This window comes from Pseudomonas sp. 37 R 15, assembly GCF_900004865.1.
Classification (GTDB): domain Bacteria; phylum Pseudomonadota; class Gammaproteobacteria; order Pseudomonadales; family Pseudomonadaceae; genus Aquipseudomonas; species Aquipseudomonas fluorescens_AM.
Window position 1 is genome coordinate 18031 of record NZ_CVTV01000044.1, and the last position, 15315, is coordinate 33345.

At 61.5% G+C, this 15315-nt stretch carries 15 protein-coding genes and 1 pseudogene; 15 read left to right on the forward strand and 1 reads right to left on the reverse strand.

Features of this window, described 5'->3' with window-relative positions; all coding sequences use genetic code 11:
- The first annotated feature begins 144 nt into the window (after positions 1–144).
- The 8 genes from BFQ04_RS12515 to BFQ04_RS12550 are packed head-to-tail and all read left to right on the forward strand — an operon-like array spanning position 145 to position 6304.
- Positions 145–1344, forward strand: coding sequence for a PepSY-associated TM helix domain-containing protein (locus tag BFQ04_RS12515; RefSeq protein ID WP_065951100.1), 1200 nt, complete (start codon positions 145–147; stop codon positions 1342–1344).
- The gene (locus BFQ04_RS12520; protein ID WP_065951101.1) at positions 1344–1880 is read left to right on the forward strand and encodes a thiamine pyrophosphate-binding protein; all 537 of its coding nucleotides are present in this window, start codon (positions 1344–1346) and stop codon (positions 1878–1880) included. The genes BFQ04_RS12515 and BFQ04_RS12520 overlap by 1 nt, the downstream gene beginning before the upstream one ends.
- On the forward strand, positions 1877–2206 hold the full coding sequence (locus tag BFQ04_RS12525) for a hypothetical protein (RefSeq protein WP_065951102.1): 330 nt from the start codon (positions 1877–1879) through the stop codon (positions 2204–2206). Before BFQ04_RS12520 ends, BFQ04_RS12525 begins: the two co-directional genes overlap by 4 nt.
- Positions 2203–2763 (forward strand): DUF6162 family protein, encoded by a 561-nt coding sequence (locus BFQ04_RS12530; RefSeq protein ID WP_065951103.1) that lies wholly within the window; start codon positions 2203–2205, stop codon positions 2761–2763. The genes BFQ04_RS12525 and BFQ04_RS12530 overlap by 4 nt, the downstream gene beginning before the upstream one ends.
- Before the next feature lie 19 nt (positions 2764–2782).
- A complete protein-coding gene (locus BFQ04_RS12535) occupies positions 2783–3703 on the forward strand; it encodes a metal ABC transporter substrate-binding protein (protein WP_065951104.1) in 921 nt (306 codons plus the stop codon).
- Positions 3700–4446, forward strand: a complete 747-nt coding sequence (locus BFQ04_RS12540; protein WP_065951105.1) for a metal ABC transporter ATP-binding protein — start codon at positions 3700–3702, stop codon at positions 4444–4446. The genes BFQ04_RS12535 and BFQ04_RS12540 overlap by 4 nt, the downstream gene beginning before the upstream one ends.
- On the forward strand, positions 4443–5342 hold the full coding sequence (locus tag BFQ04_RS12545; RefSeq protein ID WP_065951106.1) for a metal ABC transporter permease: 900 nt from the start codon (positions 4443–4445) through the stop codon (positions 5340–5342). The genes BFQ04_RS12540 and BFQ04_RS12545 overlap by 4 nt, the downstream gene beginning before the upstream one ends.
- Positions 5342–6304 carry a metal ABC transporter substrate-binding protein gene (locus BFQ04_RS12550; RefSeq protein ID WP_065951107.1) on the forward strand — a complete coding sequence of 321 codons (963 nt, stop codon included), beginning with the start codon at positions 5342–5344 and terminating at the stop codon, positions 6302–6304. Before BFQ04_RS12545 ends, BFQ04_RS12550 begins: the two co-directional genes overlap by 1 nt.
- Here the strand turns inward: BFQ04_RS12550 and BFQ04_RS12555 are convergent.
- Positions 6285–7010, reverse strand: a complete 726-nt coding sequence (locus tag BFQ04_RS12555; RefSeq protein WP_065951108.1) for a UTRA domain-containing protein — start codon at positions 7008–7010, stop codon at positions 6285–6287. The two genes, BFQ04_RS12550 and BFQ04_RS12555, sit on opposite strands and share 20 nt — an antisense overlap.
- 350 nt (positions 7011–7360) lie before the next feature.
- Between BFQ04_RS12555 and BFQ04_RS12560 the strand changes: the two genes are divergently transcribed.
- The 7 genes and pseudogenes from BFQ04_RS12560 (at position 7361) to BFQ04_RS12590 (ending at position 15217) form a co-directional block, all read left to right on the forward strand.
- Positions 7361–8437 carry an ABC transporter substrate-binding protein gene (locus BFQ04_RS12560; protein WP_065951109.1) on the forward strand — a complete coding sequence of 359 codons (1077 nt, stop codon included), beginning with the start codon at positions 7361–7363 and terminating at the stop codon, positions 8435–8437.
- A 193-nt stretch (positions 8438–8630) separates the two neighbouring features.
- Positions 8631–9437, forward strand: a pseudogene (locus BFQ04_RS12565) (alkaline phosphatase family protein).
- Positions 9434–10279: an ABC transporter permease gene (locus BFQ04_RS12570; RefSeq protein WP_065951110.1), complete on the forward strand. Its 846-nt coding sequence runs from the start codon at positions 9434–9436 to the stop codon at positions 10277–10279. Before BFQ04_RS12565 ends, BFQ04_RS12570 begins: the two are co-directional and overlap by 4 nt.
- The gene (locus tag BFQ04_RS12575; protein WP_065951111.1) at positions 10266–11066 is read left to right on the forward strand and encodes an ABC transporter permease; all 801 of its coding nucleotides are present in this window, start codon (positions 10266–10268) and stop codon (positions 11064–11066) included. Before BFQ04_RS12570 ends, BFQ04_RS12575 begins: the two co-directional genes overlap by 14 nt.
- Positions 11063–12052: an ABC transporter ATP-binding protein gene (locus tag BFQ04_RS12580; RefSeq protein WP_065951112.1), complete on the forward strand. Its 990-nt coding sequence runs from the start codon at positions 11063–11065 to the stop codon at positions 12050–12052. Before BFQ04_RS12575 ends, BFQ04_RS12580 begins: the two co-directional genes overlap by 4 nt.
- A 31-nt stretch (positions 12053–12083) precedes the next feature.
- Entirely contained in the window at positions 12084–12737 is a 654-nt protein-coding gene (locus BFQ04_RS12585; RefSeq protein WP_065951113.1) for an HAD family hydrolase, read from the forward strand.
- 398 nt (positions 12738–13135) lie between these two features.
- Entirely contained in the window at positions 13136–15217 is a 2082-nt protein-coding gene (locus tag BFQ04_RS12590) for a carboxy terminal-processing peptidase (protein ID WP_256544581.1), read from the forward strand.
- The last annotated feature ends 98 nt before the right edge of the window (positions 15218–15315 follow it).

Here is a 15315-nt window from a genome sequence, read left to right on the forward strand (position 1 = left end):
GCCTGAAACATTTTCTTTCATTTCCCGCTTAGGGATTTCTCATTCTCATTCGTCTTAACTTAGATACAGCCCGTCGCGTCAGCAAAAGCTACGACCGGCCTTTTCCGGGCCTCCATCGCCCCTTCCATCAAGACCCTCATCCACATGTCGAAGAAGTCACGCTCAAAACTCTGGTTTCTCGTACACAGCTGGTTGGCGTTGCCCATCTGGTTCTTTGTCCTGATCGTCTGCGTCACCGGCACCCTGGCGGTGGTCAGCCAGGAAATCGTCTGGCTGGCCAACCCGGATATCCGCGCGAGCAAGCCGTCGGATGACGCCCAACCGCTGAGCTTTGATCAGGTGATCGCCGCCATCAAGCGCGACGAGCCTCAGGTCATCGTGCGCTCAATCATCCGTCCCGACGAATCGCACTTCGCGTTGATGGTCGGCCTCAGCTATCCGGACGGGCGTTCGGTCGATGCCTATGCCAACCCCTACACGGGCGCCCTCCAGGGCATCAGCCCGGCATTCGACTTCCAGCAATTCACCCGCGCCCTGCATGGCTGGTGGCTGGTGCCGTTCACCAATGGCTACAGCTGGGGTTGGTACCTGGTGTCGCTGCTCGGACTGCCGTTGCTGGCCTCGTTGATCACGGGCCTTGTGGTGTACAAGCGTTTCTGGAAAGGTTTTTTGCGCCCCACCCTGCGCATCCGCCACGGCGCGCGGATTTTCTGGGGCGACTTCCACCGCCTGAGCGGTATCTGGTCGATCTGGTTCATCGCCGTCATTTCCATTACCGGCACCTGGTTCCTGATCCAGGCGATTCTGGGTGACAACCAGATCTCCATTTCCAGCGAGCCCATCGTGCCGGTGATTGCCCGGGAAAAGGTGCCGCTGTCCGCACCCGGCGTGCCGGCTCCGATGATTGCCCTGGACGACGCGATCAAGATCGCCACCCAGCGCATCCCCGGACTGGAAGCCACCTTTGCCTTCCTGCCGCTCAATGCCTACAGCCACCTGCAGATCGGCGGGCGCGGCTGGTACCCGCTGATGTTCCAGACCGCGCAACTGAACCCCTACAGCGGTGAAATCGCCGTTTCGCACCTGCTGTCCGACCGCACCGCGCTGGAGTTCGTCACCGAGTCCATGCGCCCGCTGCACACCGGTGACTTTGGCGGACTGTGGATCAAGCTGATCTGGGCCTTCTTCGGTCTGGTGCTGAGCATGATGGTGTTGAGTGGCTTGCTGATCTGGACCAAGCGCACCGCCCTGGCCACCCTCAACGCCCTCAAGCGCGAGGCCAAGACCCCGCGCCGGCCTGTGCCCACCCCAGCCCTGCAGGCTGAAACCTCGGAGACTCACTGATGAGCAGAGTCGCGGCCAAACCCTCTTCATCCCTGCGGGCCTGGTGGCTGAAGTGGCGTTTCCATATAAACATCCTGCTGTTGCTGGTGCCGCTGGGCTTCATGCCCAAGTATTTTGCCGACGCCGCCCTGTTTCGCGGGGATGCCGGCATTGGCGAGCGGGTCGCCGGGGACATTCAAGTCGGCCCCTGGAGCCTGACCCTCGCCGAGTTTCGCAACGAAGGCCCGCGCCCGGACCCGGCCGGCCCGATGAAAGCGTTCAACGCCGCCCTGTGCGCCACCTGTGCCGAGCAGGTCAAGGCCACTTACCTGCGCATCGGCAAGCCCCGCAGCCTGCGGGCCGCCGGGGTGATCTTCTTCGGTACGCCGTACCGCATGGGCGCCATCGTGCCGGTGCCGGAACGCACGCCGATCGATGCCGAGCTGTGGGTCACCATGGAAGGCTGGGACGGCACTATGCACCAGGGTTCCATCCCGCTGAGCCAGGCCTCGCCTGCCACCATTGCCTGGCTGAACAAGCAAGGAGTTAAACCATGATATTCAAGCGCCTGACTCGGGCTGGTTGCGCACTGTTGCTCAGTGCCGGCGTCAGTCAACTTGCCCTCGCTCACAACCCGATGTGCGAATGCAAGGAAATCCCCGGCGAGCAGATCCAGTGCAAGGGCGGGTTCTCCGACGGCAGCGGCGCTCCGGGGGTGACCCTGGATGTGATCGGCTACGACGAGACCATCCTGGTGCCGGGCAAGCTCGGTGAGGATTCGACCCTGACCTTCAAGAAACCCACGGCCGAATTCTATGTACTGTTCGATGCCGGCCCCGGTCACGTGGTGGAAATCGACCAAGCGGATATCCAGGCACCATGAGTACCGTACAGGTAGTGCGCCCGGCCGGCGCGGGGCATGAAACCCTCTATGTGCTCGTGCTGTGCCTGATCATCCTTGCGGTGGCGGGAACGGTGGTGGCCTGGCACGGTGAAACCCAAGAGGTCGCAGCAGTGCCCAGCCACCAACTGGATGCCCGACGTGACCTGAGCGCCGCCGAACAAGGCATCTACGCCGACCTGCGGGTGACCCTGGATGAAATCCGTTTGCTGCAGCAAGAGCAGGACGCCCTGCCGACGCCGGACCAATTGGCAGAAGAAGGCTTTGCGCCGTTCGCCCAGGACGCCAGTTCCGTCAGCCGTGGCGGTCATCGCTGGCAACTGCTCGCGCCCTCGACCTACCTGGGCTTGAGCCAGGCCACCGACACCAGTGGCTCGCTGTTGATGCGCGTGCAAGGCACCGAGCCGGATATCTGGCTCAACCGTGGCAAACACCTGGCCGTCCCCTCCGACCTCACTGACCAGGCGCTGATCGCTGCCGGCTGGCAGCAAGTGGTCGCGCAATTCGATGCCGGCGTGACCCGCCAGCACCGCCACTGAACGAGAAGACCGATTGCCCATGTCCATTTCATCTCCCCTGTTGCGCCTGTTGCTGGTTGGTCTGTTCAGCCTGATCCTCGCTCCCCTGGCGAACGCCGAGGCGAGCAAACGCTTGCGCATCGGCATCACCTTGCACCCTTACTACAGCTACGTGGCCAACATCGTCGGCGACAAGGCCGAGGTGGTGCCGCTGATTCCGGCGGGCTTCAACCCCCATGCCTACGAGCCGCGCGCCGAAGACATCAAGCGCATCGGCACCCTGGACGTGATCGTGCTCAATGGCGTCGGCCATGACGACTTCGCCGACCGCATGATCGCCACCAGCGAGCGCCCGGACATCCCGGTGATCGAAGCCAACGCCAATGTGCCGCTGCTGGCCGCCACCGGCAACGCCGCACGCGGTGCGGGCAAGGTGGTCAACCCGCACACGTTCCTGTCGATCAGTGCGTCGATTGCCCAGGTCAATAACATTGCCCGCGAGTTGGGCAAGCTCGACCCGGACAACGCCAAGACCTACACCCAGAACGCCCGCGCCTACGGCAAACGTCTGCGCCAGATGCGCGCCGATGCCCTGGCCAAGCTGACCAGCGCCCCCAACCCCGACCTGCGCGTGGCCACGGTACACGCGGCCTACGATTACCTGCTGCGCGAGTTCGGCCTGGAAGTCACCGCCGTGGTCGAACCGGCCCACGGCATCGAACCGAGTCCCAGCCAGTTGAAGAAAACCATCGATGAACTGCGCGCCCTGGACGTGAAAGTGATCTTCTCGGAAATGGATTTCCCGTCTTCCTATGTCGACACAATCCAGCGTGAATCCGGGGTCAAGCTGTATCCGCTGTCACATATTTCCTACGGCGAATACAGCGCCCAGAAGTACGAAGTGGAAATGACCGGCAACCTCAATACTGTGGTCCGGGCGATCCAGGAGTCGGGGACATGACGGCGGCAGAACACCTGAACATTGTGAGCAACGGCCCGACGCTGGACTTCGACAACGTCTCGCTGACCCTGGGTCGTACCGTGATTCTCGATGGCGTGAGTTTCCAGGTACAGCCCGGCAGCATCCACGCGCTGGTCGGGCCGAATGGCGGCGGCAAGAGTTCACTGATCAAGACCCTGCTGGGACAAACACCGCATCAGGGCCGATTGAGCCTGGAATGGCCGGCCACGCCCGGCACCATTGGCTACGTGCCCCAGGCCCTGGAGTTCGACCGCGGTTTGCCGATGACCGTGGATGATTTCATGGCTGCCATGTGCCAGCGAAGGCCGGCGTTTCTTGGCCTGTCCCGGCACTACGCCGGTGCGATTGGCGAGGCACTGGAGCGGGTCGGCATGCAGGACAAACGCAAGCGGCGCATGGGTGCGCTGTCCGGTGGCGAGCGCCAGCGCGTGTTGCTGGCCCAGGGCCTGATTCCGGCGCCGCAATTGCTGGTGCTGGATGAGCCGATGTCGGCGCTGGACGAGGCCGGTATCCAGGTGTTCGAACGCTTGCTCAGCGACTGGCGCCTGGCCGGAATCACCGTGCTGTGGATCGAGCATGACCTTGAAGCCGTTGGCCGTCTGGCCGACCAAGTGACCGGCTTGAACCGGCGCGTGCTGTTCGACGCCACGCCTGAGCAAGCGCTGACCCCGGATCGCCTGCTGACCCTGTTTTCCACTCACCCTCGGAGTCGGGCGCAATGAGTTATGAAGCGTTTCGCTTGATGGTCCAGGGCTGGGCGTCTTCCGGCTATTTGCCGGAGGCGCTGGCTTACGGTTTTGTGGTCAACGCGCTGCTCGCCGGGTTGCTGATCGGCCCGGTATTGGGCGGACTGGGCACGCTGGTGGTGGTCAAGCGCTTTGCGTTTTTCTCCGAAGCGGTCGGCCATGCCGCACTGACCGGCGTGGCCGTGGGCATCCTGCTCGGTGAACCCTACACCGGGCCCTACGGCAGCCTGTTCGGCTACTGCCTGCTGTTCGGCATCCTGCTCAATTACCTGCGCAACCGAACCGGCCTGGCGCCGGATACGCTGATCGGCGTGTTTCTGTCGGTGTCCCTGGCGCTGGGCGCCAGCCTGCTGTTGATCCTGGCCGGCAAGATCAATGTGCACATTCTGGAAAACGTGCTGTTTGGCTCGGTGCTGACGGTCAACGGCAACGACTTGCTGGTGCTGGCGGTGGTCGGTGCGCTGGTGATGGCCCTGGCGTTGCCGCTGTACAACCGCATCATGCTCGCCAGCTTCAACCCGCAGTTGGCGGCAGTGCGCGGCGTGGCGGTGAAAACCCTGGACTATCTGTTCGTGATTCTGGTGACGCTGATCACCGTCGCTGCGGTCAAGGTGATCGGGGCCATCCTCGTCGGTGCCCTGCTGGTAATTCCGGCGGCGGCGGCGCGGCTGTTGAGCCAGTCGCTCAAGGGCTTCTTCTGGGTTTCGGTGGCAATCGCTACCGTCAGTACCCTGTGCGGCATCCTGCTGCCGATCATCTTCGACCTGCCTGTGCCGTCCGGTGCCGCGATCATTCTGGTTGCCGGCATCGCCTTCGCCTTCGCCGCCATCGCGCGCGGCACCGTGCCCAGCCTCAAAGGGAATCTTGGATAATGCGCCCTGTCTTTCGCCCACTGGCCCTGACCATTGCCTGCTTGCTCAGCACCTCGGCGCTCGCCGTCGTGGATGGCTTTCAAACCAGGGACTTCGTTGCCAACCATGGCCTTGGTCATGCCGCGCTGACCAAGGCCAAAGCGGTAAAGCCGGTCAAGGTGCTGGCTTCATTGCCGATCACCTACGGCCTCGCCGACATGCTGCTCAAAGGCTCCGACGTGCAGCTCGAACGCGCGGCACCCGCCAATTTGCCCGGTACGCGGCAAGTGTCCTACTTCACCGGGCGCGGTGCGCCGGCACTGAGCCAACTGGCCCAGGATGCCGATGCCGCCATCGGCCTGCGCTCGCTGTGGGCGGATGATCCGCTGTACCCCGTGGCGCGGCGCAGCAACATCCGCATTGTCGAAGTCGACGCTGCGCGCCCGGTGGACGGCGGTTTGCCGGGCATCGCCGTGCAGCCGGGCGTCAGCGATGGCTTGAACAGCCAACCGTGGCAGTCGAGCAACAATATGGGGCGCATGGCCGATGTGTTGGCGGCCGACCTGAGCCGCCTGGCGCCGGGCGCCAAAGCGCAGATCGACGCTAACCTGGCCGCGCTCAAGCAACGCCTGCTCAAGCTCACCGCCGACAGCGAGGCGCGCCTGGCCAGGGCCGATAATCTGAGTGTGGTCAGCTTGAGCGATCACTTTGCCTATCTGGTCAGCAGCTTGAACCTGGAAGTGCTCAGTACCGACGCACGTCCGGATGCAGACTGGACGCCTGACGCGCTGCAAACGCTCAGTGCGCAGTTGAAGGACAATGACGTGGCGCTGGTGCTGCACCACCGCCAGCCGAGTGAGGCCGTGAAAGCGGCTGTCAGTGCCGGCGGCGCCAGCCTGCTGGTGTTGAACGTAGACGGTGCTGATCCTGTGACAGAGCTGGAAACCAATGTGGATCAGGTGATCAAGACGCTGATGCCATGACGTCCACCCCCACATGAATCGCATCATGGCGCCAGAACTCCAGGTCGCAATCGATCAAGCGCTGGTGCTGGTCATAGTTGACCCGCGCGATCCGCAAGCCCGGGCTGCCCACCGATACGCGCAACGCAGCGGCGGCTTCCACCGGCAATGAGGTCGGCACGATCTCGAAACGCACCCGCCCGTAGTGCAAGTCGTACTTGCGTGCATAGAGTTCGGTCATCGACTGATTCAAATCGCACGTCAGGATTCCCGGGAAATAGTGGGGGTTGAGGTAGTGCTCCACGTACAGCACCAGACGCCCGTCGATCCTGCGCGCCCGGCAAATCTGGATCACGCTGGACAACGCCGGCAATTGCAGCCACGCACACACCGCCGCCGACGCCGGTTGCAGCCGCGCGCAAATGACCTCAGTGGAGGCCACGCGCCCCTGGTCGCTGACCATCGCGTGAAAGTGGCTGCGTTGCATCAGGTTATAGGCCAGCCGGGGTGGCGAAACGAACCAGCCCCTGCGCTCCTCGCGATAGATCTGCCCTTGGGCCTCAAGCTGTAGCAAGGCTTCGCGCACGGTAATCCGGGTGGTCCCGAACAACTCGCTGAGCTTGCGTTCGGCGGGCAGTTTGCTGGCAGGCGGCAACAGGCCATGATCGATCTGCTCTTGCAGCGCCAGGCCGATGGAGGTTACCGCCTTGATTGCCTCGTCACGCATCAACGTTACCTATCTGGACTAGACCAGCACCGCTCAGGTGCATAAAACGCGCTCTTCCTGGGCTTGTGCTGCTGCGTGCCAGCCTAGGCATTGCAGATGACCGACAGATGACAACGGACGTCGCTGCCCGCACCACACCCTGCAATACATCGGCCAAGTCCATGGCCTGCGGGCACTTTGGCATGGTCTACGCTATGTCTGAGCTGAACGACACCCGTGCTTCAAAAACGACATCGACATGAAACTGTCATCCATCGGGCCTAGATTGGCTCAGGTATTGCTGACCTAGACCACACCCTCGCCAACGTTCATATAAAACGCCGCGTGTAAAACGCCCAAAGGAGCTTCGGATGAAACAGCTTTTCCTGGCATCACTGTTAGGCTCGACCATTGCCATGTGCACCGCCGCCATGGCCGCTGATACCGATCTAAAAACCTTGGAAGCCGCCGCCAAGAGCGAGGGCGCCGTGAACAGCGTCGGCATGCCCGATGACTGGGCCAACTGGAAAGGCACCTGGGACGACCTGGCCAGGATCTACGGCCTCAAGCACATCGACACCGACATGAGCTCGGCCCAGGAAATCGCCAAGTTCAAAGCCGAAAAAGACAATGCCAGCGCCGATATCGGCGACGTAGGCGCGGCCTTCGGTCCCATCGCGGTGAAGCAGGAGGTCACTCAAGCGTACAAACCCTCCACCTGGGCTTCGGTACCGGATTGGGCGAAGGACAAAGACGGCCACTGGGCGCTGGCCTACACCGGCACTATCGCGTTTATCGTCAACAAGAAATTGCTGCACGGCTCTGAAGTCCCGACCAGTTGGGCCGACCTGCAAACCGGCAAATACAAAGTGTCGGTGGGTGACGTAAGCACCGCCGCCCAAGCCTCCAACGCAGTACTCGCCGCAGCCATCGCCAACAAGGGCGACGAGAAAAACATCGCACCGGGCCTGCAGTTTTTCACCAAGATTGCCCAGCAAGGTCGCCTCGGCCTGTCCAACCCGACCATCGCCACCCTGGAAAAAGGCGAAGTCGAAGTGGGTATCGTCTGGGACTTCAACGGCCTGAGCTACAAGGCCAAGATGGCCAACCCGGATGACTACGTGGTGCTGATCCCATCGGATGGCTCGGTGAAATCCGGCTACACCACGATCATCAACAAGTACGCCAAGCACCCGAACGCCGCCAAGCTGACGCGCGAATACATCTTCAGCGATGCCGGTCAACTCAACCTGGCCAAAGGCAATGCCCGTCCGATCCGCGCCGAAACCGACTTGAAGCTGCCGGCTGACATCGCCAAAAACCTGATCCCGGGTGAGCAGTACACCAAGGCCAACCCGCAACCGATCAAGGATGCCGATGCCTGGGAAGCCACGTCCAAGAAACTGCCGCAGTTGTGGAACGAGCAGGTCATTGTAGAAATGAAGTAAGCCTGTACCCCACATTGGAGATCCACTGGAGATCCAATGTGGGAGGGGCTTGCCCCCGATAGCGGTGGGTCATGCAACCAACTCATTGACTGATCTGCTGCTATTGGGGGCAAGCCCCCTCCCAAACTGCTGCACCGTTTCCAACGGGAAATCGAGTCACGCCTGAAATCTTTGTCGCGGAGCCCCAGCCCCCATGAAGCACCCTGTCATCCTTGTCGTGCTCGACGGCCTGAACGCCGGGGTCGCCCGGCACGCCATGGGGCACTTGCAGGCTTATGTCGGCGCAGGACGCGCAGCCTTCTACACACTGGAATGTGAACTGCCCGCCCTGTCCCGCCCGTTGTATGAATGCATCCTGACCGGCGTGCCGCCGATCCAGAGCGGCATCGTCCACAACAACGTCGCGCGCCTGTCCAGCCAGCGCAGCATTTTCCACTACGCCACCCGTGCCGGCTTGACCACCGCGGCGGCGGCTTACCATTAGGTCAGCGAATTGTATAACCGCACGCCCTTTCTCGCCGCCCGTGATCGTCATACCGACGATGCGGCGCTGGCGATCCAGCATGGGCATTTCTACTGGAATGACCACTACCCGGATTCTCACCTGTTTGCCGACGCCGAAAGCCTGCGCCTCAAGCACGCGCCGGACTTTCTGCTGGTGCACCCGATGAACATCGACGATGCCGGTCACAAGCACGGCCTCGACAGTGCGCAGTACCGCAACAGCGCACGCTCGGCCGACATTATTCTGGCCGATTACCTGCAAGGCTGGCTCGACGCCGGTTACCAGGTGCTGGTCACCGCCGACCACGGCATGAACAACGACCGCTCCCACAACGGGCTGCTGCCGGAGGAACGCGAAGTGCCCCTGTTTGTACTGGGCGACGCCTTCAGTCTGGATGCCACCGCCGCGCCGAAACAGACCGATCTGTGCGGCACCGTCTGCGAACTGCTCGGCGTGCCCCACGACAAACCGGTCTGCCGGGAGCTGCTCAAATGAGTGCCATGGTTCGCAGCAAATGGCTGGCTTTACTGTGCCTGGTGCCCTTCGCGCTGTTCTTTATCGTGTTCCAAATCGCGCCGTTGGCCTGGGTGCTGATCAACAGCCTGCAAACCGAAGACAGCGGCTGGAGCCTGGAGAATTTCACGCGCATTTTCAGTTCGAAGTTCTACCTGCAGGCGATCCAGTTCAGCCTCGAGATCAGCTTCTACTCCAGCGTCTTCGGCATCATCATCGCCACGCTGGGCAGTTACTCCCTGCGCCGGGTCGATTCGCCGCTGCGCAATTTCGTCACGGCGTTTGCCAACATGACCAGCAACTTCGCCGGCGTGCCCCTGGCCTTCGCGTTCATCATCCTGCTGGGGTTCAACGGCAGCATCACCATCATGCTCAAGCAGGCGGGGATCATCGAGGATTTCAACCTGTACTCGAAAACCGGCTTGATCCTCCTCTACACCTACTTCCAGATCCCCCTCGGCGTCCTGCTGCTGTACCCGGCCTTTGACGCCCTGCGTGAAGACTGGCGCGAATCGGCCGCCCTGCTCGGCGCCAATGGCTGGCAGTTCTGGCGGCATATCGGCTTGCCGGTCCTGACCCCCGCACTGCTCGGCACGTTCGTGATTCTGCTGGCCAACGCCCTTGGCGCCTATGCCACCGTGTACGCCCTCACCACCGGCAACTTCAATGTGCTGCCGATCCGCATCGCGGGGCTGGTGTCCGGTGACGTGTCACTGGACCCGAACATGGCCAGCGCCCTGGCCGTGGTGCTGGTGGCGCTGATGACCGTGGTCACGGTGGTCCATCAACTGCTGCTCAAGAGGAGCTACCATGTCTCGCGCTGATGCCGGCCCGGCGTCCCTCTACCATCGGGTGGTGGTGTACGTGCTGTTCCTGATCCTGGTACTGCCGCTGGTAGGCACCTTTGTCTATTCGATCTCCAGCAGTTGGTCGGCCACCATCCTGCCCGCCGGCTTCAGCCTGAAATGGTATGTGCAGCTATGGAGCGACCCGCGCTTCCTGATGGCCTTCGGGCAATCGCTGCTGGTGTGCGTGGGTGCACTGATCCTGTCGGTGCTGCTGATTCTGCCGCTGCTGTTCGTGGTGCACTACCACTTCCCCAGGCTGGATGCGCTGATGAACATCCTGATCCTGCTGCCGTTCGCGGTGCCGCCGGTGGTGTCGTCGGTGGGCCTGCTGCAACTGTACGGGTCCGGGCCACTGGCGATGGTGGGTACGCCGTGGATTCTGATCGGCTGCTACTTCACCGTGGCGCTGCCGTTCATGTACCGCGCAATCACCAACAACCTGCAGGCGATCAATCTGCGCGACCTCATGGACGCCTCGCAACTGCTCGGCGCCAGCACCTGGCAAGCGGCGATCCTGGTCGTGCTGCCCAATCTGCGCAAAGGCCTGATGGTCGCGTTGCTGCTGTCGTTCTCATTCCTGTTCGGTGAGTTCGTGTTCGCCAACATCCTGGTCGGCACTCGCTATGAAACCCTGCAGGTGTACCTGAACAATATGCGCAACAGCAGCGGCCATTTCACCAGTGCCGTCGTGATCTCCTATTTCTTTTTTGTGCTGGTGCTGACCTGGGCCGCCAATATCTTGAACAAGGACAAAAGCCAATGAGCTTCGTCAGCGTCCAACACCTGCAAAAAAGCTACACCGGCACCCCGGTATTCAGCGATATCAACTGCGAAATCGCCAAGGGCGAGTTTGTCACCCTGCTCGGCCCGTCCGGTTGCGGCAAGTCGACCTTGCTGCGCTGCATCGCCGGGCTGACCTCGGTGGACAGTGGGAAAATTCTGCTGGATGGCCAGGACATCGTCCCGCTGAGCCCGCAGAAACGGCAGATCGGCATGGTGTTCCAGAGCTACGCGCTGTTCCCCAACATGACCGTGGAACAGAACGTTGCGTTCGGCCTGCGCATGCAAAAAGTCAACGCCGACGACAGTCACAAACGGGTCCAGGAAGTACTGCAACTGGTCGAGCTCAAAGACCTGGCCGGCCGTTATCCGCACCAGATGTCAGGCGGCCAGTGCCAGCGCGTCGCCCTCGCCCGCTCACTGGTGACCCGCCCGCGCCTGTTGCTGCTGGATGAACCACTGTCGGCGCTGGACGCACGGATCCGCAAACACCTGCGCGAGCAGATCCGCCAGATCCAGCGCGAACTCGGGTTGACCACGATTTTCGTCACCCATGACCAGGAAGAAGCCCTGATCATGTCAGACCGTATCTTCCTGATGAATCAGGGCAGGATCGTACAGAGTGGCGATGCCGAGACCCTCTACACTGCGCCGGTGGATGTGTTCGCCGCCGGGTTTATCGGCAACTACAACCTGCTGGATGCCGACAAGGCCAGCCAACTGCTGCAACGGCCGATCAGTGGGCGCATCGCGATCCGCCCCGAAGCCATCGAACTGAGCCGCAACGGTGAACTTGATGCGCGGGTGCGCAGCCACAGCCTGCTGGGTAACGTGATTCGCTATCGTATCGAAGCCCGTGGTGTGGAGTTGGTGGTGGATGTGCTTAACCGCTCTGCCGACGATCTGCATCCGGACGGCCAGCGCCTGGCACTTTCCATCGACCCCAGCGCGCTGTGTGAAGTAGCCTGACGGGCAACGACTGAATGAGAGAGCATTTCGGATGGCATTGGTAATTTTTGATCTGGACGACACCCTGATCCATGGCGACTGCGCCACCTTATGGAGCGCGCAGATGGGCCGCCTGGGCTGGGTCGACCCTGAATCGTTCATGCGCAGGAACGACGAGCTGATGGCTGCCTACGGCCGAGGCGAGCTGCGCATGGAGGACTTCATGGATTTCAGCCTGGAGCCGATGATCGGCCGCACCCCGCAAGAGATCGAACACCTGGTGGAGCCCTGGGTCGAGGACGTGATCGAGCCGCTGATCTACAGCGACGCGACCCGCACCATCGCCCGTCACCGCGCGAAGGGCGACCGGATCCTGGTGATCTCCGCTTCGGGCACGCACCTGGTCACGCCGATTGCGGCGCGCATCGGCATCGACGAAGTGCTGGGCATCGAGCTGGAGGTCAGCCACGGCGTGTACAGTGGCAAGACCGAGGGCGTACTGACTTACCGCGAGGGCAAGATCACGCGCTTGCTGGCATGGCTGGAGCAGGAAGGCGAAACCCTGGACGGCGCGTATTTCTATTCGGACTCGCGCAACGACCTGCCGTTATTGCTGAAGGTGGATCATCCCCAGGTGGTGAACCCCGACCCGGTATTGCGGGCCCACGCCGAACAGGCCGGCTGGCCGATTCATCACTGGGCCTGAACCCACGAAGATCTCCTGTGGGAGATCCCATGTGGGAGGGGGCTTGCCCCCGATGGCGGTGGATCAGATGAAACATTCTTCACTGACACACCGCTATCGGGGGCAAGCCCCCTCCCACATAGGCCCTATTACAATTCTGGAATATTCAACATGATGAGCGCCCGCTTCCGCCACGCGAACGCGAACTTGACCTACATTGCAGGTAGGACCGAGCTATTACACCACTCGACATGACCCTCGACGCCTTGCAATGCTCTCACAGTGCCTCCATAGTGAGTCTGGACTGAGCCCGTTGCAGTAGCGTCGGGCTTTTTGCATTATGCGACCGGACCATATGGAACCGGCTCCCTCAAAGACGGCCTAATATGCGTTATCAATTGCCCCCGCGTCGAATCAGCATGAAGCATCTGTTCCCCAGCACCGCCCTCGCTTTTTTCATTGGTCTCGGCTTCGCGTCGATGTCGACCAATACGTTCGCAGCCAATAGCTGGGACAACCTTCAGCCTGATCGCGATGAGGTGATTGCCAGCCTTAACGTCGTCGAGTTGCTCAAGCGCCATCACTACAGCAAGCCGCCGCTGGACGACGCGCGCTCGGTGATCATCTACGACAGCTACCTCAAGCTGCTGGATCCGTCGCGCAGCTACTTCCTGGCCAGTGATATCACTGAGTTCGACAAGTGGAAGACCCAGTTCGACGACCTCCTCAAGAGCGGCGACCTGCAGCCCGGTTTCACCATCTACAAGCGTTACCTGGACCGCGTCAAAGCGCGTCTGGACTTCGCCCTGGGTGAGTTGAACAAAGGCATCGACAAGCTCGACTTCACCGAGAAGGAAACCCTTCTGGTGGACCGCAAGGACGCGCCTTGGTTGACCAGCACCGCCGCGCTCGACGACCTGTGGCGCAAACGCGTCAAGGACGAAGTGCTGCGCCTGAAGATTGCCGGCAAAGAGCCCAAGGCCATCCAGGAGCTGTTGACCAAGCGCTACAAGAATCAACTGGCGCGCCTGGACCAGACCCGTGCCGAAGACATCTTCCAGGCTTACATCAACACTTTCGCGATGTCCTACGACCCGCACACCAATTATCTGTCGCCAGATAACGCGGAAAATTTTGATATCAACATGAGTCTGTCCCTGGAAGGCATCGGTGCCGTCCTGCAAAGCGACAATGACCAGGTCAAGATCGTGCGCCTGGTACCGGCAGGTCCGGCGGACAAGACCAAGCAGGTCGCCCCGACCGACAAGATCATCGGCGTGGCCCAGGCCGACAAAGAGATGGTCGACGTGGTCGGCTGGCGCCTGGACGAAGTGGTCAAGCTGATCCGTGGCCCCAAGGGCAGCGTAGTGCGCCTGGAAGTGATTCCGCACACCAATGCACCGAACGACCAGACCAGCAAGATCGTGTCCATCACCCGTGAAGCGGTGAAGCTCGAAGACCAGGCCGTGCAGAAGAAAGTCCTCAACCTCAAGCAGGATGGCAAGGACTACAAGCTGGGCGTGATTGAAATCCCGGCCTTCTACCTGGACTTCAAGGCCTTCCGTGCCGGCGATCCGGACTACAAGTCCACCACCCGTGACGTTAAGAAAATCCTGACAGAGCTGCAGAAGGAAAAAGTCGACGGCGTGGTCATCGACCTGCGCAACAACGGCGGCGGCTCCCTGCAGGAAGCCACCGAGCTGACCAGCCTGTTTATCGACAAGGGCCCGACCGTGTTGGTACGCAACGCTGACGGCCGTGTCGACGTGCTCGAAGACGAGAACCCTGGCGCTTTCTACAAAGGCCCGATGGCATTGCTGGTCAACCGCCTCTCGGCGTCGGCCTCGGAGATTTTCGCCGGCGCCATGCAGGACTATCACCGTGCCTTGATCGTCGGCGGCCAGACCTTCGGCAAAGGCACCGTGCAGACCATCCAGCCGCTGAACCACGGCGAACTCAAGCTGACCCTGGCCAAGTTCTACCGGGTTTCCGGGCAGAGCACCCAGCATCAGGGCGTACTGCCGGACATCGATTTCCCGTCGATCATCGACACCAAGGAAATCGGCGAGAGCGCCCTGCCCGAAGCCATGCCGTGGGACACCATCCGCCCTGCGATCAAGCCGGCATCCGACCCGTTCAAGCCGTTCCTGGCGCAACTGAAAGCTGACCACGACACGCGCTCCGCCAAGGACGCCGATTTCGTCTTCATCCGCGACAAGCTGGCCCTGGCCAAGAAGTTGATGGAAGAGAAAACCGTCAGCCTCAACGAAGCGGACCGTCGCAAGCAGCACGCCGACATCGAGAATCAACAGCTCGTGCTGGAAAACGTGCGCCGCAAGGCCAAGGGCGAGGACCCGCTCAAGGAGCTGAAGAAAGAAGATGAAGATGCACTGCCGACCGAGGCGGAAAAAACCAAGCCGGAAGACGATGCCTATCTGGCCGAGACCGGTCGTATCCTGCTGGACTACCTGAAAATCACCAAGCAGGTGGCCAAGCAGTAAATGATGGCAATTTAATGTGATCGCTCCTCGGAGTGTCATCATATAGACATCATTCTGTCGTGAAATAAAGGACCGCAGGTTTCAAGCCTGCGGTCCTT